Genomic DNA, 18,508 nt, shown 5'->3' on the forward strand with positions numbered 1-18,508 from the left:
CTGATCAAATCCGTTGGCGGTCACGGGTGGACACAATTACCGTTTAGCGCGTCAGGTCATCCACCCGATCGAAGGGTCAGCCATGAAGGCGTACGGCAATGGTGCGATGCGGCGGTTCCGACCGCTCGCCATCGTTGCGGTCGGCGCCGATCGGTTGACGTGTTGGCGTAAGGACAGGACAGAACACGAGCTGAGCAGGCTTCGCGGCTGACGTCGAAAACGACATGACGCCGCGCCGCCCGCCCCCAGCAGACAGGGAGAAGGGCGGCTTTCTGTTTCGGTCGCCCCGGATCCCGGATTAGTCGTCGGTCGATCAGCGCCCAGCCGGTCGTACCTGTGGATTTCCGAATCGGAAGGAGGACCCGGTGGACGCGGTGCTCGTCATCAACGCCGACCTCGGCCCACTACACAAAGTCAGTGTCCAGCACGCGATCCGGATGCTCTGCCGCCGGGTCGCCGAGATCCACGAGGCCGAGCCGGACCGGCGGATCGGGGTCTTCCCGATGCCCCGGGTGGTCCGGCTGCTGCGGTACGTCGTCACCCGCTGGCGGTTCAGCTCCGGCCCGGCCTGGTCCCGGTCAGGGGTACACGTCCGGGACAGCCACCGGTGCGCGTACTGCGACGGACGGGCGACCACCATCGACCACGTCCTCCCCCGCTCCCGGGGTGGACGGAACACGTGGAAGAACACCGTCGCCGCCTGCTACGCGTGCAACCAGCGCAAGGGCGACCGTACGCCGGCCGAGGCGGGCATGCCGCTGCGGTACGAGCCGACGGTCCCGGGCTGGGCGACGCTGGTACGCCTCTGACCGGTACGCCGCTGACCGGCCGGCGGGGATTCGGGGTCCCGCCGGCCTCCTGTCCCGGGGCGCGGGCCGTTCGGTCCCGCCCCCGGGCAGGGTCTACCGGTCCGCGTCGCTGGCAGGGTCTACCGGTCCGCGTCGCTGGCAGGATCTACCGGTCCGCGTCGCGGGCAGGATCTACCGGTCCGCGCGGTCCGGCGCCGGTCGGTCCGGTCCGAGTTGGTCCAGGGTGTAGCCGTCGGGGTAGGCCGCGTTGGGCTGACCGGGAGTCCAGAGGTCACGGTCGGGGATGGTGGCGAACCGGCGCAGCCGTCCCCGCAACCGCAGCAGTCCGTGCACGGCCATCTCGACGGCCCGGGAGGGTTCGGGGACGCCGAGGGCGGTGCGCACCGGCGGGTCGAGCATGGTGTCGGTAGCGGCGGCCATGGCCCGGCGGGCCCATCCGACGTTACGCAGGGCGGCGGGAAGCCGCTGCGCCATCAGGTCCTTGGTGGCCAGGATCAGGGTGCTGGCAGCCGGGTCGAAACCGAAGTTGACCCGTTCGAACTCGTCGAACTCGGCCTCGAACGCGGCGAGGGTCGGCGGGATGTCGGGGATGTGCATCGCGGCACCGACCCGGCGGTAGAACTGGAAGGTCGCCTCGTGCTCCGTCCGCGTCAGGGGACGCGGGCCGAACCGGTCGATCCACCTCCCAGGTACGAACACCAGCGTGCCGAGCACGTACCGGTACTCGGGGTCGCTGATGCCGTGGACCCGGTGCATCCGGTTCAGCATGGTCAGGACGCGCTGGCCGCGCGGGTGGTCGATCCCGTGGGCGATCAGCTCGTACATGATGGCGCCGGTGTCGTAGGCGCGCTTGACGGGACGGCCGGTCAGCTCACCCGTGGCGAGCAGCAGCCGGGCGATCGACGGCACCGCGTACGTGCGGTAGAAGGCCAGGTTCAGGCCGACCCGTGCCTCGGGCCAGAACTCGCGCATCACCATGTGGCGGTAGATCCGCTCATGGTCCGCCACCGGATCCAGCCCGCGCAGGTATCGGGGTGCACGTCGATCGGGCGTGGTGTCGCGCGCGGGGGCGGTCACCGAACTCTCCTTTCGCTGCCCGGCCGCTGACAAGAATCGGCGCCGACAAGAATCGGCCGGGTACCGTCCGTCAGCGTATATTGACGGCGTGCCGGACGAACCGCTCCAGGAGCTGCTCAGGCTCAGTGCGGGACCGGAGCCGTTGGAAAGTCTGCGCGCTGCGGCCGAGTTGCGCCGTGGGGTGGAGCGGATGGAGGCGGTGTTGGTCCGCCGGGCCCGGGTGGCCGGCGCGTCCTGGGCGCAGATCGCCGAGGCGCTCGGTGTCTCCAAGCAGGCCGCCCACCGCAAGTACGGCGGTGGTGGCCTCTTCCGTCAGGAACCGTGAGGTGTTAAGGAAGGGCCCCTTGTTATCGGATTCCGTTGTACTAGGGGCCCTTCCTTACATCTAGCGGACCACCGGGCGGCGGGGGCGGCGGGTCAGGGCGAAGCCGACCACCCCGGCAACCGCGGCCAGTACGCCGCCGGCCGAGGTCCAGATCCACCGGGACGAGAAGCCGTCGAACCAGCCGTCGAACCAGCCGAAGAAGAAGCCGTCGTCCTCGTTCGCGGCCTGGGCGGCGGGATCCGCACTGGCGCTGGTGCTCGGCGTCGGCGCGGCACCTCCCTCGGGCAGGATCGCTCCGGGCTTCACCGCCGGTACGAGCGGCGTCTTGAGGTCGCCGTCCTCCGGGGTGATGTTGTCGTCGTCGACCGCGCTGACCACCAGGCCCACCTGGATCGGCAGGCCCAGGTCCTGTTCCGGCAGGTCACTGATGGCGAGTCGGACGTAGTACGTGCCGGGCAGCGGGTCCCCGGACCACGGTTCGGCCCACGAGCGGACCTGGCGCAGGGTGCAGTTGAGCGCCACCGTGCTCTCGGTCGCCGCGACCGTCGGGGTCTGGGCACCGGCGGTGCACGCCTGCCGGCGGCGCAGCCCGTCGAAGACGTCGACCGTCCAGGTCGACTGGCCGTGCCGGTCCGCCGACGGCGGCAACGTCACGTTGATCGCGACGTCGTTGGTCTGACCGGCTTCGGCCGTGAACGACCAGTACAGGTAGTCGCCGGTGGAGGCGGCGACGTTGACCGGTTGACCGGCGGCGATCCCGGTGGCGGTGAGGAACGAGGTGCCGGCCTTGGTGACCGTGACCGCGCCCGGTGAGGGGGTCGGCAGCGGTGACGCCGGTGCGGCTTCCGCCACGCCGGCCGGGAGCAACAGGCCGGCGGCCGGGAGTAGCAGGCCAGCGGCGACGGCAAGCGTCGTCGCACCGAGGCGCAGCGCGGTGGCCGTACCCGCCGTGGCCGTCGGAGTCTGGTTGCGGGCCATCAGTTCTCCCTCCAGGTGGCGACCCACCAGCGGGTCAACCAGCCGGTGATCAGACCGGTGAGCAGGCCGGCGACGGTCAGCAGCAACAGCAGGACCCAGCCGCGGCCCAGCCCCGGGCTGTTCGGCGCGGGCGAGAAGTCGACCACGTCGATGGTCAGCTCAACCGGCATGCCGGGAACCTGGGCGGCGGTGTTCTGTCCCGAGAAGGAGTTGCTGACCACCAGGCAGACGGTGGGCGTCGGGACAATCAGGGTCGTGCCCTCGGCCGGTTCCTCGCTGGGCTCCTCGGTCGGCTCGTCCGGCTCCGAGGCCGACCAGCGCAGGCCGGTGGAGAGCACGTCCGTACGACCGCTGCCGGCGTCCGTTCCGCGTACGAGTTCGCGGCCGTCGGCTGCGGTGGCGCGCAGCAGGACGCCGTAGTCACGGTTGAGCGGGCGGTCGAGGGCGACGCTCACCGAGGCGCGCAGCTCCTGGTCGGCCCGGACCGGTACCCGGTAGTAGCGGTGTTCCTGGAACTTCTCCCGGTCGGAGTAGACGCCGGGGGCGAGGATCGGCGCGTTGCCGCACTCGCCGGTGCCGGTGACCAGCGCCGGGGTGGCGGTGTAGGTGTCGTTCGCGCGGTCGACCAACTGTCGGATCCGGCCACTGAGCTGCTCGACGCTGTTCGCGGAGGTGTACGTGCCGCCGGTGGCGGAGGCGATGCAGACGAGTTGCTTGCGTACCTTCTCGTCGGGGGCCAGACCGAGGGTGTCGACGACCAGGTGGGTGCCCTGGGCGGCGAGTTCGCGGGCGACCTCGCACGGGTCGGGCGGGGCGCAGGTGTCCTCGCCGTCGGTGATGAGCACGATCCGTCGGGTGGTGCCGCCGGTGCCGAGGTCCTGTGCGGCGCCGCGCAGCGCGAGTCCGACCGGGGTGAAGCCGGTGGGGCGGAGCCCCGCGATGGCGGCCTTGGCCTGTTCCCGGTTGACCGGGCCGACCGGCACGATCTGCTGGGTGTCCTGGCAGCCGATCTTCTTGTCGTCGCCGGGGTAGGTGGCGCCGAGGACCCGGATGCCGAGCTGAGTTTCGTCGGGTAGCGCGTCGACCACCTCGTGGAACGCCTGTTGGGCGACGGCGATCCGGGTGCGGCCGTCGATGTCGTTGGCCCGCATCGATCCGCTCACGTCGAGCACAAGCTCCACTTTGGGCGGCTCGGAGGTGGGTTCGTCGGCGGATGCCGGCGGAATACCAAGTGGCGTAAGGGCGGCCAGTAGTCCTAACAGGACTGCGATGGACCGTCTTATGATGATCACGCCGAGATCCTAGTGAGGATCGAATGGGTGCGATCTCAGTGGTATCGGCCGAATCCGACAGCCGGTACGGGGGTCAGTTGTCGCTGGTCGCGGCCCAGCTCGCCGCCGCGATGCAGAGCAGCAGGACGATGCCGCCCTTGCTCGCCACGATCCGGATCAGTCCCCAGGCCGCCTTGCGCATCCCGGGCACGCTCGCCTTCGTCTTGCGGTAGTCGACCCAGGAGCGGCGGGCGACGGCGTACGCGATCCCGACCGTCAGGCCGAGCAGCACTCCGATGGCCAACATGACTGCCGTCAGTGGGCGTTCCACCAGGTCAGTCTGGTAGGGGTGAACGAATCGCCGCTATCCCCCGTTCGGTGCATATAGTCATGAATCACCCTCATAATCGAGCTGCCCGCCGCACCTCACGTATGCCACGATCTGCCGGTGCGCGACGAGCCGGAACTAGCGCCGGCCCGCAAGTATCCGCGTACCCACCACCTGCCGGACTCCCCGGGCGCGACCAGCGACGACCGGATCCTCACCAACCTTGACGGGCTCACCGGCGAACTGGTGGTGACGGAGAAAATGGACGGCGGCAACGTCACCTTCACCCGTGACCTGATGTACGCCCGCTCGGTCGACTCCGGCACGCACCCCTGGGACCGGCCGGCGAAAGCGCTCTGGGCACGGGTGGCACACGAGATCCCGACCGGCTGGCGGATCTGCGGCGAGTCGATGTGGGCCCGGCGCAGTGTGGCGTACACCGATCTGCCCGGTGTCTTCCTGGTCTTCGCGGTCTGGGACGCCACGCACACGCTCCGGAGCTGGGACGAGACCGTCGAGTGGGCGACCCTGCTGGAGTTGCCGCTCGTGCCCGTACTCCATCGCGGCCCCGACCTGGCCACGGCCCGCGCGACCTGGTCGCGGCAGCGCGACGCCGCCGGTTCGGAGGGCTTCGTCGTGCGCACGGCAGCGCCGATCCCGGAGGCCGAGTTCGGCCTCCGGGTCGCCAAATGGGTACGCCCACAGCACGTCCGCACCGAAGCGTCCTGGCGGCACCGCGACGACTTCGCCGTCAACGGTTTCGCCCGGTGAGGCGCACGATCAGCCGGTGAGGCGCACGATCAGTTGGTGGCGGTGAACCGAACCTTCAGTCGATGAGCCTGCACCAGCTCCACCAGGCGTGGACTGCACACCATGGTCCGGTAGCGGGCATCGCGGGCGATCAGGAACTGGTTGGCGTACTCCTCCCGGTAGAAGGGCTCGGCCAGGATCGGTGACCCGCCACCGGCCGACGGGCGCTGCCGGGACCGGGCCTCGTCGATCAACGGCAGCACGGTCTTCACCCGGGCAACGGAGTAGTCGTCGTACTCCTCGGACTGACAGCGCACCACACAGCGGTGAAACTCCAGGTCCCGGTCGAGTTCCGACCCGATCGCCGCGACGAACGCGGCGGAGAAGATGGGAATGCGTACGCTCGCCGCCAGGTAGTCCGCGTTGCGGACCAGGCGGGCGGAGAGCCCCCTCTGGGCACGCGCGACCACGTTTGTGTGCCGCAGGAAACCGTCGTCACCGCTGTCGTGCACGAAGTAGGCGGTGAGCCGGTGACTGGTGCCCGGACTCGGCTCACCCGTCCGGGCGGAAACGAAGTCGAGCAGGTCCGGCACCCGGGCCAGAGTCGGTGAGGTGAGGTAGTGATAGGCCACGTCAGAACCGCTCCACGACCGTAAAACGCTCCGGTTGGTCCGCCAAGTCGACGACCGCACTCCGTTGCCCGGCAGCCGGCAGTGGATCCTGTTCAAGCTGGTAGTCGATTTCCAGTCCGGTGGTCGAGGTCTTCGTACCGTTCAGGATGGCCGCGACCAGCTGGTCGCGCAGTGGCCCGGGAAAGGCGAATTGGGCCTTCGGCAGGTCATGCATCCCCAAAGGCTACCGATCGATTCGACATCCCGACCCGTCCGAAATTGGCAGCGGACCCGATCACGCGCATCCAGCAGCGGGTCAGGCGCAGCCGACCTATGTTGGTGAGGTGACCACTGGCGGAAGTTCCATGGATACGCAGACGATCCCGCACGGGATCTGGACCCGGGTGGGCGACACCGGGGTCGAGGCGTACCAGGACACCGGCGTGGAGGTGCTGCTCTACGTCGATGCCGAGGAGGGCGAAATCACCGTGCCGGTCGGCTCCGCACTCCACCTCCAGTTCCGCGCCGCACTGAGCCGTCTCAGCGACGAAGACGAGGTATGGGGCAGGTAACGTCGCTCGACCCGCCCCGGGGTACGGGCCAGTCAGGGAGGTCCCTGCTGGCGGTGTTGGAGCCCCCGGCCGGGGTCGAACCGGCGACATCCCGCTTACAAGGCGGGTGCTCTGGCCAGCTGAGCTACAGGGGCAGTGTTCCGGGGGTCAGCATAGCCAGTGCGGTTGCGATCCCAGCGACGCCACGGTCGTGGGTGGCGAACTTCGCTTACCCCCGGCCGCCTGTTGATGACCCAACGTACCCCAATGCCCGAAATGTGAGTCGTTCGCATCTCTCCGTACGCCTCTGACCTTGGCAGGGTGGGCGGAGCGGATTACCGTGGCGTAACACGGACGACACGCCAACCACCCCAGTGGCCGTCGGCGGGTCGTCCGGACCGGCGCGGCCCCCCGCACCGGTGGCTCCTTCACTCGGATCGTCCGGCACGTTCCTGCCGGTGAAAGGAAGCGCTCCACCATGGCTACGGTCACCTATTCCAAGGCCACCCGCGTGTACGCGGGTACCGAACGCCCCGCGGTCAACCAGCTCGACCTGAAGATCGGCGACGGCGAGTTCCTCGTCCTGGTCGGCCCCTCCGGCTGCGGTAAGTCCACCAGCCTCCGGATGCTCGCCGGCCTGGAGGACGTCGACGACGGCTCGATCTTCATCGACGACCGCGACGTCACCCACCTGCCGCCGAAGGCCCGGGACATCGCGATGGTGTTCCAGAACTACGCGCTCTACCCGCACATGACGGTCTACGAGAACATGGCGTTCGCGCTGAAGCTCCGCAAGACCTCGAAGGCGGAGATCGACCGTCGGGTCAAGGAGGCGGCGGCGCTGCTCCAGCTCGACGACTACCTCGGCCGCAAGCCGAAGGCGCTCTCCGGCGGTCAGCGCCAGCGGGTCGCGATGGGCCGGGCGATCGTCCGCGAGCCGCAGGTCTTCCTCATGGACGAGCCGCTGTCGAACCTCGACGCCAAGCTCCGGGTGCAGACCCGTACCCAGATCGCGTCGTTGCAGGCCAAGCTCGGCATCACCACCGTGTACGTCACCCACGACCAGGTCGAGGCCATGACCATGGGTCACCGGGTGGCGGTCATGCTCGACGGTGTGCTCCAGCAGGTCGACACCCCGCGTGCGCTCTACGACACCCCGTCGAACGTCTTCGTCGCCGGCTTCATGGGCTCCCCGGCCATGAACATCAAGACCGTGCCGCTGACCGAGGGCGGCGCCAACTTCGCCGAGCTGATCGTCCCGCTCACCCGTGAGCAGGTCGAGGCGGCCAAGGCCGACGGCGGCAACGGCAAGGTCACCGTGGGCTTCCGCCCCGAGGACTGCGACCTGGTCAGCCCGACCGAGGGCGGCCTGCCGGTCGTCGTCGAACTGGTCGAGGACCTCGGCTCGGACGCGAACATCTACGGCACCGCCACGATTGACGGCACCTCCGAGCGGTTCGTGGTCCGGACCGACCGGCGCACGATGCCGAACATGGGTGACACCGTCTACGTGAAGCCGCGTACCGGCAAGAACCACACCTTCCACGCCACCACCGGCGTACGGATCTGAGCTAGTCCGAAACACGTCGAGGGGCGGTCCGCACGAGCGGGCCGCCCCTCGGCCTGTCACTGCCCGGCGGAGACCAGTCGGTGGGTCAGGGCGGTGTGCCGGCGACCGGTTCCGGCGGTACGGACCGCGATCGCGATCGCCTTGCGCGAACCGGCCAGCACGACGAGCTTCCGCGCCCGGGTGACGGCCGTATAGAGCAGGTTGCGCTGCAACATGGTGTACGAACTCATCGACACCGGCACCACCACCGCCGGATACTCACTCCCCTGCGAGCGGTGCACCGTGATCGCGTACGCGTGCTGCAACTCGTCGAGTTCGTCGAAGTCGTACGTCAGGTCCTCGTCCTCGTCGGTGCGGACGGTGAGCTGGCGGTCCTCGCCGCTGAGCGCGGTGACCACGCCGACCGTGCCGTTGAAGACCCCGGCCTTGCCCTTGTCGTAGTTGTTCCTGATCTGGATCACCTTGTCGCCTACCCGGAACACCCTGGCCCCGTGCCGCCGCTCCGGCATCGACTCCCGGTGCGGGGCCAGCGCCTCCTGGAGGATCGTGTTGAGGTTGCCGGCACCGGCCGGGCCCCGGTGCATCGGGGTGAGCACCTGGATGTCGCGTGGGTGCAGCTTGAACTTGCGCGGGATGCGGCGGGCGACGATGTCCACCACCAGCTTCGCGGTCTCCTCCGGTTCGTCCACGGGGAAGAGGAAGAAGTCGGGGTACTCGCCGATCGCGGGAGGCTGACCCGCGTTGATCCGGTGCGCGTTCACCACCACGCCGGACTCCTGTGCCTGCCGGAAGATCTTCGTCAGGCGTACCCGGGGGATGCTCTCGGCGCCGAGGATGTCGCGCAAGACCTCACCGGCACCGACCGAGGGCAACTGGTCCACGTCGCCGACCAGCAGCAGGTGCGCGCCCGGCGCCACCGCCTTGACCAGCTTGTTGGCGAGGATCAGGTCGAGCATCGACGCCTCGTCGACCACGACCAGGTCGGCGTCGATCGGGTTGTCCCGGTCATGGGTGGGTTCGCCGCCGGGACGCAGTTGCAGCAGCCGGTGCACGGTGGCGGCCGGGTGCCCGGTCAGTTCGGTCATCCGTTTCGCGGCCCGCCCGGTCGGTGCCGCCAGCACGATCTTCGCCTGCTTCGCGGCGGCGAGCGCGATGATGGACTTGACCGTGAAGGACTTGCCACAACCGGGTCCGCCGGTGAGGGCGGCGACCTTCGCGGTGAGGGCGAGCCGGACCGCCCGTTCCTGCTCCTCCGCGAGGTCGGCGCCGGTTCTGGTACGCAACCAGGCCAGCGCCTTCGTCCAGTCCACCCCGCCGAACGCCGGCATCCGGTCGTTGCGGTGGTGCAGCAGCCGGAGCAGGCTGTTCGCGAGCGCGGTCTCGGCCCGGTGGAACGGCACCAGGTAGACGGCCGGAATGGTGGTGCCCTCCGTGCTCGGGTTCGGCACCTGTTCGCGTACCACTCCCTCCTCGGTGACCAGGGTGTCGAGGCAGGTGCGGACCAGGTCGGCGGGGACCTGGAGAATCTCGGTAGCGTCGGCGACCAGGTTCGGTTCGGGCAGATAGCAGTGGCCGCTGTCGGTTGCCTCGGAGAGGGTGTACTGGATGCCGGCCTGGACCCGCTGTGGGCTGTCGTGGGGGATGCCGACGGCCTGGGCGATGGTGTCGGCGGTCTTGAAGCCGATCCCCCACACGTCGGCGGCGAGCCGGTACGGCTCGTCGCGGACCACGGCGACGGACTTGTCGGCGTACTTCTTGTAGATCCGTACGGCGAGCGAGGTGGAGACGCCGACCCCCTGAAGGAAGATCATCACTTCCTTGATCGCCTTCTGTTCCTCCCATGCGGCGGCGATCATCGCGGTACGTTTCTTGCCGAGCCCGTGCACCTCGACCAGCCGCCCCGGCTCCTCCTCGATGATCCGCAGGGTGTCGGCCCCGAACAGCTCCACGATCCGGGCCGCCATCTTCGGGCCGATCCCCTTGATCAACCCGGAGCCGAGGTACCGCTCGATCCCCTGGATCGTCGCCGGCAGCACCGTCGTGTACGAGTGCACCTCGAACTGCCGCCCGTACTTCGGGTGCGAGCCCCACCGCCCGACCAGTCGCAGGCTCTCCCCCGGCTGCGCCCCGAGCAGCGCGCCGACCACGGTGAGCAGGTCGTTCCCGGAGCGTTCGGTGGCGACCCGGGCGATCGTGTAACCGGTCTCCTCGTTGGCGTACGTGATCCGCTCCAACACCGCGTCCAGCAGCACCGTGCCCGGCGGCCGGCCCCCACTCGTCGCAGCGGGCGGTACGCCGGTTGCCGTCGCAGTCGTACTCACCGGTGCATCATCCATCAGTCCCGGCGAAGCGGCCGAAGGCCCACGAGCAATTGCCAAGCCACCCCGCCGCCGATTGACAAACCTGTAGGGACAACGGGCGATGGCTACAGAAAATAGACTCGCTCAACCGTGCCGTCCGGTTGCACGACCAGGAGCCCGCGCCCGTCGCTTCGGCTGAGTAGCTCATCGAGGACAAGGAGCAACGGCAGAGCACGGTTGATCGCTTCGGTCTTACTCTCACGCGCCCGGCCGCACACGCTGTCCATGGCGTCTACTGCACGGGGTGTGAGGTTCACCGTCACCTTGGTCGGGCGGTGCCCGTCGTCTACCCCAGACATCCCACCTGATCAGCCTCGGGATCGTAGGGTTCTAGCAATTCAGTCAACATCAGCAGCGCGTCGACGGTCATGTTTCTCTTCCAGGCAACCTCGGCCAGGCGGTGCATTTCGCCGTAGAACTCGGGCTCCTTGGTCAGTTGGTCGAGGGCCCTCACGACCTCCCCCTTCTTGCCGCTGGACGTGGGATGGTGACCTGTATAGGTCTCAAGCCGTCGCGCAGGGCGAGAACCGCGCGCCGGGTCCTCGCGAGCCCCTGCTGGTTGATCTCGTAGCCGTACAGCCAGATCCAACCGAGGCGGGCTTGGGTTGGCAGCACCTTGATCACGCGGAGCAGGATCTGTTTTTCGCCGGCATACCGTCGGTTGGCTTTCCTGCCAACCACCAGGACGTCGCCGGGCTTCGGGTCAACGCCGGGCATTTGGCGCGTGGTGGTGACGGCCGACGATCGCGCTGGTCGTGGAGCCGCACTGCGGGCACCACCGGCTCTTCACCTTGAAGGCGAACAAGCCGGCGAAGAAGCCGAGCAGTGTGCAGCCAACGACTGCGAAGAACAGGTTCAGGAGCATGACGACCTCCTTCTCACGGGGAGGCCCGGTGCCCGCTAGTTGCCGCTAGACGACCACCGAGCCTCCCACCTGGAGTGGCTGACGCAGCGTGTGCGAAGGGTTGAACACGCGGCGGCCAACCCATGTCACCGTGCAGTTGGTCGGTGACATGCTGTACTCATCGTGCTACCGCCTATGGGATAATGCAAGGTATGCATAGGCCTGATCATCACTTGCTTGTCCTGCCTTGTGGCCGCATCCGCCGGGCAGGGAGACTCTGACCAGAACAGAGAGCGAAGGGATCATGGACTTGTCTGCTCGACGGCAGCCACCCACCGTGCGCCTGCGCAGGCTCGCGGGTGAGCTGCGCGGACTGCGCACAAAGTCAGGCATGACCCGCGAGGAGGTCAGCGAGCAGACCGGGATCAACTCGGCAACGCTCTACCGGATCGAGACAGCCAGGGTGCGCCCACAGCGCCGAACCTTGGTCGCACTCCTCGATAAATACGGCGTAACGGACGAAGACCGGCGAGACGAGCTGATCGATCTGTCCAAGCAGGCCACCCAACTCGGCTGGTTGCAGGCCTACGAGTCAGCGCTCCCCGAGGAGTACACCGCCTACATCTCCTTCGAGAACGAAGCGCTCGGCGTCCGCAACTACGAAAGCCTGTTCGTGCCGGGGTTGCTCCAGGTGGAGAGCTACGCCCGTGCTGTCATCGCGGGAGCAGTGCCGATCGCGGACGAGGATTACGTCGAGCGCCGCGTAGAGGCCCGCCTCAAACGGCAGGCGTCGCTACGGAAGCCGGACCCCCTCAAGCTGTGGGCAATCGTTGACGAGGCAGTGCTCCACCGCCTCGTCGGTGGTCCCAAAGTCATGGCCGAGCAGTTGAACGCACTCGCCGCCGCGAAGCAGCCACATGTCGTCGTCCAGGTCGTGCCGTTCGGCGTCGGCGCGCACCCCGGCATGCCGGGCTCGTTCGCGATCATGGACTTCCCGGACCCCGCCGACCCCGACCTGGTCTACATCGACAGCATGGCGGGCGACCTCTTCCTGGAGCGTGAGCCAGACATCAAGCGCTTCGCCGTCATCTTCGAACACCTGCGTGCCGCAGCCCTGAACCCCGTGGATTCCGCTCGACTGATTCGCGAGGTAGCCAGCAAGATGAAGTAGGTAGGAAGGAACCGGAATGGCGAGCAGGCAGACAGAAGCGGCTTGGCGGAAGTCGAGCCGGTCATCATCCAACGGCCAGTGCACCGAAGTACGCGACCGAAACCAAGCCGTCGATGTTCGCGACTCAAAAGACCTCAGCGGCCTCATGCTGACCTTTCAGCCCGAGGCTTGGAGCAAGTTCGTGGACGGAGTGAAGAGCGGAAGGTTCTCAGGTTAAGTTGCATGGCGTACGCAGCGGTTCCCCGCCAGATCTCGCTGGGGAACCGCTCGCGTCTGGCAGCATCCGGATCGCACGAACCTGCTTTCCGATGAGGGTGGGATTACAGCAAGGATCAGCCCCAGGCGCGGCATACCTCAGCCTGCTCGGCACCGACTTCGACGTCACCCGCCACCAACCGGCGTCGGCTCAGAACAGTGTGCGAAGTCGATCATTCCTGGTCTGGGAGTCGGCCCGGTACAGGTGTGACGGCTGATAATCTGTTGCCCGAAGTTGTCCTGCCGGGAATCCGTGACGATCTCGACTCGGCCATCGGTACCCGCCTCGTACTCGGTGATGATCGGGTCGCCTTCCGTGGTAGGACTAGTCTGTTTCAGCCGGGCGGGACGCCCAGCCTGCACAGCGTCGACGAAGCACTTGACGGCATTATCCGTAAGTGCCTCGCCCTGCGACAGCACAAAGGTGCCGCAGTCCGTGAGTTCTTCCGAACTAGCGTCAGCCGGCGCGGCGGCGTCCACATCCGACGCGTTCGGGCCACCACAGGCCGAGAGCGCGACCGCGACCACTGCCAGGTACAAGACTCGTTTCACCAGGACACCTTCCCTCATCCCACCCCGATCCAAGGACTTCGACGCGGCGGCGCGGCACCTGGTTGCCATCATCTTTGATGTACATCCTCATCGAGTCATTGGGCAACAAGCAACGAGCAGGCGGCGAGCGGGCGGCGGCCTGCTGGTGGGCGGCCGCCGCCTGACGCCAGTTGTCAGCGCAGCTTGCCGTAGAAGGTGCGCAGGTCCTCGGCGAGCACCTCCGGGGCGATATGCGCGGCGTAGTGGCCACCGGGACCGTACGACTTCCAGTGCACGATGTTGCGGTGGTCGCGCTCGGCGAACGTACGCATGGAGACAAAGTCCCCCTCGAACATCGCCAGACCAATCGGGACCGTGGTCGGCTCCGTGGGGTGCTCGGCCTTCGCGTCCTCGTAGTAGAACCGGGTCGCCGAAGTCGCGGTGCCGGTGAGCCAGTAGAGCATCGTGTTAGTGAGCACGAAGTCGGCGTCAACGTCGGCGGTATCACCGAAGAGCTGCGAGTTCCAGCCGAGCAGGCCGACCGGCGAGTCGACAATCGCGTACGACAGGGTCTGTGGCTGCTGTGAGTGCAGGGTGTTGAACGACATCTTGTTGTCGTAGAACCATTGGAGCTTCTCCAGCGCCTTCTGGTCCTCGGGGGTGATCGTCGCGAACTCGGCCGGGTCACCGGACGGGAACGAAAAGATCTGGGTCACGTGTACGCCGACGACGTGCTCCGGGTCGATCCGGCCCAGTTCGGGTGAGACGAACGAACCGCCGTCGTTGCCGACCGCGCCGTACCGGTCGTAGCCGAGCCGCCGCATCAGCTCCGCCCACGCCCGCGCGGTGCGGTAACGATTCCAGCCCTTCTCGCGCGTCGGGCCGGAGAAACCGAAGCCGGGCAGTGAGGGGATCACCAGGTGGAACGCCTGCGACCCGTCGGCCGGGTTGGTCAGCGGCTCGATGACGTTGAGATATTCCGCGATCGAGCCGGGCCAGCCGTGCGTCAGGATCAACGGCAGCGCGTCGGCGTGTGGCGAGCGTACGTGCAGGAAGTGGATGTTCTGGCCGTCGACCTCGGTGGTGAACTGCGGATACTGGTTGATTTTCGCTTCCCAGGCACGCCAGTCGTACCCGTCGCGCCAGTATTCGACGAGCTTGCGGACGTACGCCACCGGCACGCCGTAGTCCCAGCCGGCGTCCGGGATCTCGTCCGGCCAGCGGGTGCGGTCGAGCCGATCTCGGAGGTCGTCCAGTTCGGCCTGCGGAACGTCGATACGAAAGGGCTTGACCTCGGTCTTCTCGCTCATGTCCAGAACGCTACGGACCCTTCCGGTCAGCTTCTGTCCTGAAGCCCTGGCAGACTCTCAGAACATGTGGGAGACCTCGGCGCGGCTGCTGCGCCTGCTGTCGTTGTTGCAGGGCAGGCGGGACTGGGCCGGTGCCGCACTGGCCGAACGGCTCCAGGTGAGCGAACGGACCGTACGCCGCGACGTCGACCGGCTGCGCGACCTCGGCTACCCCGTGCACGCCAGCCGGGGCACCGACGGTGGTTACCGCCTGGGCGCGGGCGCGGCCATGCCGCCGCTGCTGCTCGACGACGAGGAGGCGGTCGCCGTGGCGGTCGGCCTGGGTGCCGCCGCCGGTGGCAGCATCGCCGGCATCGAGGAGTCATCGGTACGCGCACTCACCAAACTCGAACTGGTGTTGCCAGCCCGGCTACGACACCGGGTCAACGCGTTGCAGACGTACACCGAGCCGGTGCCGGCTGACCGTCCCGGACCGGTGGTCGACCCGCACGTACTGACCACTCTCGCGGGCGCCTGCCGGGACTCCGAACGACTCCGGTTCGACTACCGGGCGCATGACGGGTCCAGCGCGGTTCGGGCGGTCGAGCCGTACCGGCTGGTCTCCTGGGGACGTCGCTGGTACCTGCTCGCCTGGGACGTCGACCGTCAGGACTGGCGAAGGTTCCGGGTCGACCGGATCGAGCCCCGTACGCCCAGCGGGCCGCGTTTCCCGCCGCGCGACCCGCCGGAGGGAGGCGCTGGCGCGTACGTCGCTCGGGGTGTCTCGGCCGCAGCCTGGCGCTACCGGTCCCGCGTCCTGGTGCACGCGCCCGCCGAGTTGGTCGCCGAACGGATCAACCCGGCGGTGGGCGTGGTGGAGGCGCTGGATGATCGCACCTGCGTGCTGGACACCGGCGCTGACAGCGTGCCGACGCTCGCGGTGTACCTCAGCCTGCTCGGCGTCGACTTCGACGTGACCGAGCCCCCGGAACTCGTCGAACATCTACGGACCCTGGCTGAACGCTACGCACGGTCCGTCCCGCCCGGTTAGTCCGTCAGTCGCCGAGATCCTTGAGGAAACGCGCCTTGAACGCGCTGGCATCCTCGTATCCCAACCGCTGGTAGAACGCGTGCGCCCGGTCCCGGTGCCGGCTGCTGGTGATCTCCAGGCGGAGGCAGCCGGCCTCGCGAGCACGTTGCTCGACCGCCGTGACCAGCGCGTATCCGACACCCTGGCCGCGACGGCGATCGTCCACGACCAGTGCGAGCAGCCGCCCGAATCTCCCGGTCACCTCCAGCATCGGCACGACGTGCAGCGCCGCCACCCCAACCAGTTCGCCGTTGTCGTCGGCACCGATCAGCCAACTCGAAGGGTCGTCCAGCAGGTAGTCGAGGCGCTCATGCACGGCTGCCTCGTCGGTCGGATACCCCAACTGCCCGAGCAGGACGGCGAGTCGCGGCACGTCCCGCCGCTGAACGGATCTCAGTTGTACGGCCATGCGGCACATTCTGACGCAGGCGGCCAGGGCACAGGGTCGGTCGAGCCGTATACGCCCCGCCCACCGCAAATCGGACCGTCAGCTCCGCACGGGAGTCGGCTCGGAGCACTCCGAAAAGTCGATCAATCCGCGCCTGGAGATCGGCCGGGTGCAGGTCCGGCGACTGACGTTCTTTTCCCCGTACCTGTCCTGCCGCGAATCCGTGACGACCTCGACCTGGCCATCGACGCCCGCCTCGTACGCGAAGGTGATCGGGTCACCTTCCGTCGTGGGTCTGGTGACCTTGAGGCGGACGGGACGCCCGCCCTGCACGGCATCGATGAAGCACACCACGGCATCTTCGGGAAGTCCGACGTTCTTCTGCGACAGTTCGAAGGTCCCGCAGTCCGCGACGACCTCCGAACTCGCGTCGGCCTGCGGCGCACCTGCCGCGTCAGGGGTATCAGACGCGGCCGGCCCGCCGCAGGCCGAAAGCACGACCATGACCAGTGCCAGGTACGAAATCAGCTTCACCACGACAGCTTGCCCCATCACGCCCGTTGCGGACGTTGCGGAACCTGGACCCGGCGGCACGGCGACAGTTCCCCTCCGTACGCCCCGCCCACACCGTTAGGAAGGGCCCCTTGTACAACGTTTTCCGATAACAAGGGGCCCTTCCTTACCTGTGTTACAGGCCGATGCGGCCGGTGCCGGCGCCCGCCGTCACGATGGACTTGACGTTGCTGGCGGTGTCGAGCTGGTACGAGTACGGGATGCTGGCCACGCTCCCGCCGGTCTGGCCGGTGCCGGAGTTGACGAAGTGGTTGTTCCGGGCGACCAGGGTGCCCGGACCGGAGTCGGCCTCACCCAGGTGGTACGGGTCGGGCACGTTCTCGAAGTAGTTGCCTTCGACGAGCACACCCGCACCTTCGGTGGAGGCGACGCCGTAGCCGCTGTTGTTGTTGTAGTAGTTGTTGTAGACGTGCACCGGGTTGGCGAACCGGACCCGGGGGTTGCGCTGGGTGGTGCCGTCGAACCAGTTGTGGTGGTAGCTCACCCGCAGGTGGCCACGGTCCTGGCTGCCGTTGTCGTCGCTGTGGCCGAGCAGCATGTTCTTGTCGTGGCCGTAGACGCGGTTCCAGGAGACGGTGACGAAGTCGGAGCCGCGCTTGATGTCGACGGCGCCGTCGTACCCGTCGGTGAAGCTGTTGTGGTCGACCCAGATGTTGGTGGCCGATTCCTGGACGTTGATGGCGTCGTCGTCCCAGCCGCGGAAGTTCAGGTTGCGGATGATGACGTTGCGGTCGCCGTTGATGTTGAACCCGCAGCCGTTGATGGTGGCGCCGGAACCGATGCCGAGAATGGTCTTGTTCGACCGGACCCGGAGCATTCCGGAGCAGGAGATGCTGCCGGAGACCCGGATCACCGCGGCACTGGTCGAGCCGAGCGCGCTGGTCAACGCACCGGCGTCGGAGACGGTGGTGGAGGGCGCGTTGCCGCCACCGGTGGTCCCGCCGTTCTGGGTGGCCCAGCCGACCAGCCCGGTCTGCGGGGGCAGGGTCGGGCCGGTGGTCGGCGGCGTGGTCGGCGGGCCGGTGGTCGGGCCGGTGGTCGGCGGGTTGGTCGGCGGCGTGGTGCCGCCACTGTCCACGCTGACGTCGTCGAAGACCGCGCTGGCGTACGAGGTGACCAGGGCGATCCGGCCGGCGGACTGGGCGCTGTTGCTGCCGGAGCCGATCTGGGAGCCGTTGACGAACCCGCTGATGGTGCTGCCGGTCGCCTCCAGACGCAGGGTGTACCAGGTGCCGGTGGAGACGGAGACCGCCGCCGAGCCGATCACCGTGATCGAGCTGCCGTTGACCGCCTGCAACTCGGCCCGGCCGTTGTTGATCAGCGCCAGCCGGTACATCTTGGTCGCGCTGTTGGAGCGGGAGGCGATGGCGACCACCCGGTTCGAGCCGTTGAAGGCCAGCGGCTTCACCCGGGCCTGCACCTGGTAGTCGGTCCAGCTCGTCTGGCCGGCGAAGGCCCGGGCCAGTTCGCTGCCCGAGTTGCCCTGCCGGTACGCGGACGTACCGTCGGTCACCACCGACCAGTCGCCGCCCGACTTGGACCAGCCGTCGGCGTTGCCGTCGTTGAAGTTGTCCGAGTACAGGGTCGCGGCCTGGGCTGCCGTCGTCATGCCGACGGCCATCGCCACCGCGACCGCGCTGGCGCCGAGGGCGACCAGCAGACCACGGCGGTGGATGGTTCTTCTCTTCACTGCGTGCACTTCCTCTTGCCTCCTGGGGTGGGGCGCAGGTGACGGAT

Annotated in this window: 22 protein-coding genes, 1 tRNA gene and 1 pseudogene; 8 read left to right on the forward strand and 16 right to left on the reverse strand. The window is 68.0% G+C overall.

The features are described from left to right. Nucleotides 1-365 precede the first annotated feature (365 nt). Nucleotides 366-809, forward strand: a complete 444-nt coding sequence (locus tag ACIBF5_RS15600; RefSeq protein ID WP_396812001.1) for an HNH endonuclease — start codon at nucleotides 366-368, stop codon at nucleotides 807-809. Between the two features lie 171 nt (nucleotides 810-980). Here the strand turns inward: ACIBF5_RS15600 and ACIBF5_RS15605 are convergent, their stop codons facing one another. After that, the gene (locus ACIBF5_RS15605) at nucleotides 981-1,886 is read right to left on the reverse strand and encodes an oxygenase MpaB family protein (protein WP_396812002.1); all 906 of its coding nucleotides are present in this window, start codon (nucleotides 1,884-1,886) and stop codon (nucleotides 981-983) included. An 88-nt stretch (nucleotides 1,887-1,974) separates the two neighbouring features. Here ACIBF5_RS15605 and ACIBF5_RS15610 point away from each other — a divergent pair, with 88 nt between their 5' ends. Beyond that, entirely contained in the window at nucleotides 1,975-2,211 is a 237-nt protein-coding gene (locus ACIBF5_RS15610) for a hypothetical protein (RefSeq protein WP_396812004.1), read from the forward strand. Between the two features lie 60 nt (nucleotides 2,212-2,271). Here the strand turns inward: ACIBF5_RS15610 and ACIBF5_RS15615 are convergent, their stop codons facing one another. The 3 genes from ACIBF5_RS15615 to ACIBF5_RS15625 all read right to left on the reverse strand — a co-directional run bounded on the left by ACIBF5_RS15615 (nucleotide 2,272) and on the right by ACIBF5_RS15625 (nucleotide 4,791). After that, a complete protein-coding gene (locus ACIBF5_RS15615; RefSeq protein ID WP_396812006.1) occupies nucleotides 2,272-3,189 on the reverse strand; it encodes a peptidase in 918 nt (305 codons plus the stop codon). Continuing rightward, the gene (locus tag ACIBF5_RS15620; protein ID WP_396812008.1) at nucleotides 3,189-4,481 is read right to left on the reverse strand and encodes a VWA domain-containing protein; all 1,293 of its coding nucleotides are present in this window, start codon (nucleotides 4,479-4,481) and stop codon (nucleotides 3,189-3,191) included. The genes ACIBF5_RS15615 and ACIBF5_RS15620 overlap by 1 nt, the downstream gene beginning before the upstream one ends. 73 nt (nucleotides 4,482-4,554) lie before the next feature. Further along, on the reverse strand, nucleotides 4,555-4,791 hold the full coding sequence (locus tag ACIBF5_RS15625) for a hypothetical protein (RefSeq protein WP_396812010.1): 237 nt from the start codon (nucleotides 4,789-4,791) through the stop codon (nucleotides 4,555-4,557). A gap of 117 nt (nucleotides 4,792-4,908) precedes the next feature. On the opposite strand from ACIBF5_RS15625, the gene ACIBF5_RS15630 reads away from it, so the two are divergent. Further along, nucleotides 4,909-5,559: an RNA ligase family protein gene (locus ACIBF5_RS15630; protein ID WP_396812013.1), complete on the forward strand. Its 651-nt coding sequence runs from the start codon at nucleotides 4,909-4,911 to the stop codon at nucleotides 5,557-5,559. Between the two features lie 29 nt (nucleotides 5,560-5,588). Here the strand turns inward: ACIBF5_RS15630 and ACIBF5_RS15635 are convergent, their stop codons facing one another. Both ACIBF5_RS15635 and ACIBF5_RS15640 read right to left on the reverse strand, forming a co-directional pair. Further along, nucleotides 5,589-6,170 (reverse strand): hypothetical protein, encoded by a 582-nt coding sequence (locus ACIBF5_RS15635; protein WP_396812016.1) that lies wholly within the window; start codon nucleotides 6,168-6,170, stop codon nucleotides 5,589-5,591. Between the two features lie 10 nt (nucleotides 6,171-6,180). Continuing rightward, a pseudogene (locus ACIBF5_RS15640) lies at nucleotides 6,181-6,384 on the reverse strand (RNA-binding protein); the annotation flags it as partial. A gap of 130 nt (nucleotides 6,385-6,514) precedes the next feature. Between ACIBF5_RS15640 and ACIBF5_RS15645 the strand changes: the two are divergent. After that, complete coding sequence (locus tag ACIBF5_RS15645; protein WP_396812018.1) at nucleotides 6,515-6,721, forward strand: hypothetical protein; 207 nt, start codon at nucleotides 6,515-6,517, stop codon at nucleotides 6,719-6,721. Nucleotides 6,722-6,778: 57 nt separating this feature from the next. Here ACIBF5_RS15645 and ACIBF5_RS15650 read toward each other — a convergent pair. Beyond that, a tRNA-Thr gene (locus tag ACIBF5_RS15650) sits at nucleotides 6,779-6,855 on the reverse strand. Nucleotides 6,856-7,178: 323 nt separating this feature from the next. Here ACIBF5_RS15650 and ACIBF5_RS15655 point away from each other — a divergent pair. After that, nucleotides 7,179-8,270 carry an ABC transporter ATP-binding protein gene (locus tag ACIBF5_RS15655; protein ID WP_396812020.1) on the forward strand — a complete coding sequence of 364 codons (1,092 nt, stop codon included), beginning with the start codon at nucleotides 7,179-7,181 and terminating at the stop codon, nucleotides 8,268-8,270. Nucleotides 8,271-8,326: 56 nt separating this feature from the next. Here the strand turns inward: ACIBF5_RS15655 and ACIBF5_RS15660 are convergent, their stop codons facing one another. The 4 genes from ACIBF5_RS15660 to ACIBF5_RS15675 form a co-directional block, all read right to left on the reverse strand. Continuing rightward, on the reverse strand, nucleotides 8,327-10,522 hold the full coding sequence (locus ACIBF5_RS15660; RefSeq protein WP_396812115.1) for an ATP-dependent RecD-like DNA helicase: 2,196 nt from the start codon (nucleotides 10,520-10,522) through the stop codon (nucleotides 8,327-8,329). A 394-nt stretch (nucleotides 10,523-10,916) separates the two neighbouring features. Continuing rightward, entirely contained in the window at nucleotides 10,917-11,084 is a 168-nt protein-coding gene (locus ACIBF5_RS15665) for a hypothetical protein (protein ID WP_396812022.1), read from the reverse strand. Beyond that, on the reverse strand, nucleotides 11,081-11,347 hold the full coding sequence (locus tag ACIBF5_RS15670) for a hypothetical protein (protein WP_396812024.1): 267 nt from the start codon (nucleotides 11,345-11,347) through the stop codon (nucleotides 11,081-11,083). The genes ACIBF5_RS15665 and ACIBF5_RS15670 overlap by 4 nt, the downstream gene beginning before the upstream one ends. Next, on the reverse strand, nucleotides 11,334-11,495 hold the full coding sequence (locus ACIBF5_RS15675) for a hypothetical protein (protein WP_396812025.1): 162 nt from the start codon (nucleotides 11,493-11,495) through the stop codon (nucleotides 11,334-11,336). The genes ACIBF5_RS15670 and ACIBF5_RS15675 overlap by 14 nt, the downstream gene beginning before the upstream one ends. Nucleotides 11,496-11,778: 283 nt before the next feature. On the opposite strand from ACIBF5_RS15675, the gene ACIBF5_RS15680 reads away from it, so the two are divergent. Both ACIBF5_RS15680 and ACIBF5_RS15685 read left to right on the forward strand, forming a co-directional pair. Continuing rightward, a complete protein-coding gene (locus tag ACIBF5_RS15680; RefSeq protein ID WP_396812027.1) occupies nucleotides 11,779-12,645 on the forward strand; it encodes a helix-turn-helix domain-containing protein in 867 nt (288 codons plus the stop codon). A gap of 16 nt (nucleotides 12,646-12,661) precedes the next feature. After that, a complete protein-coding gene (locus ACIBF5_RS15685; RefSeq protein ID WP_396812028.1) occupies nucleotides 12,662-12,862 on the forward strand; it encodes a DUF397 domain-containing protein in 201 nt (66 codons plus the stop codon). A 164-nt stretch (nucleotides 12,863-13,026) separates the two neighbouring features. Here the strand turns inward: ACIBF5_RS15685 and ACIBF5_RS15690 are convergent, their stop codons facing one another. Beyond that, the gene (locus ACIBF5_RS15690; protein WP_396812030.1) at nucleotides 13,027-13,452 is read right to left on the reverse strand and encodes a DUF4362 domain-containing protein; all 426 of its coding nucleotides are present in this window, start codon (nucleotides 13,450-13,452) and stop codon (nucleotides 13,027-13,029) included. Nucleotides 13,453-13,625: 173 nt separating this feature from the next. Continuing rightward, entirely contained in the window at nucleotides 13,626-14,741 is a 1,116-nt protein-coding gene (locus tag ACIBF5_RS15695) for an epoxide hydrolase family protein (RefSeq protein WP_396812032.1), read from the reverse strand. Between the two features lie 64 nt (nucleotides 14,742-14,805). Here ACIBF5_RS15695 and ACIBF5_RS15700 point away from each other — a divergent pair, with 64 nt between their 5' ends. Beyond that, nucleotides 14,806-15,771 carry a helix-turn-helix transcriptional regulator gene (locus tag ACIBF5_RS15700; protein WP_396812033.1) on the forward strand — a complete coding sequence of 322 codons (966 nt, stop codon included), beginning with the start codon at nucleotides 14,806-14,808 and terminating at the stop codon, nucleotides 15,769-15,771. A gap of 4 nt (nucleotides 15,772-15,775) precedes the next feature. Here the strand turns inward: ACIBF5_RS15700 and ACIBF5_RS15705 are convergent, their stop codons facing one another. The 3 genes from ACIBF5_RS15705 to ACIBF5_RS15715 form a co-directional block, all read right to left on the reverse strand. Beyond that, the gene (locus ACIBF5_RS15705) at nucleotides 15,776-16,219 is read right to left on the reverse strand and encodes a GNAT family N-acetyltransferase (protein ID WP_396812035.1); all 444 of its coding nucleotides are present in this window, start codon (nucleotides 16,217-16,219) and stop codon (nucleotides 15,776-15,778) included. Between the two features lie 78 nt (nucleotides 16,220-16,297). Further along, nucleotides 16,298-16,732 (reverse strand): DUF4362 domain-containing protein, encoded by a 435-nt coding sequence (locus tag ACIBF5_RS15710; protein ID WP_396812037.1) that lies wholly within the window; start codon nucleotides 16,730-16,732, stop codon nucleotides 16,298-16,300. 154 nt (nucleotides 16,733-16,886) lie between these two features. Further along, a complete protein-coding gene (locus ACIBF5_RS15715; RefSeq protein WP_396812039.1) occupies nucleotides 16,887-18,461 on the reverse strand; it encodes a family 16 glycoside hydrolase in 1,575 nt (524 codons plus the stop codon). Nucleotides 18,462-18,508: the final 47 nt, after the last annotated feature.

Source organism: Micromonospora sp. NPDC050417 (genome assembly GCF_044458865.1).
GTDB lineage: Bacteria > Actinomycetota > Actinomycetes > Mycobacteriales > Micromonosporaceae > Micromonospora_G.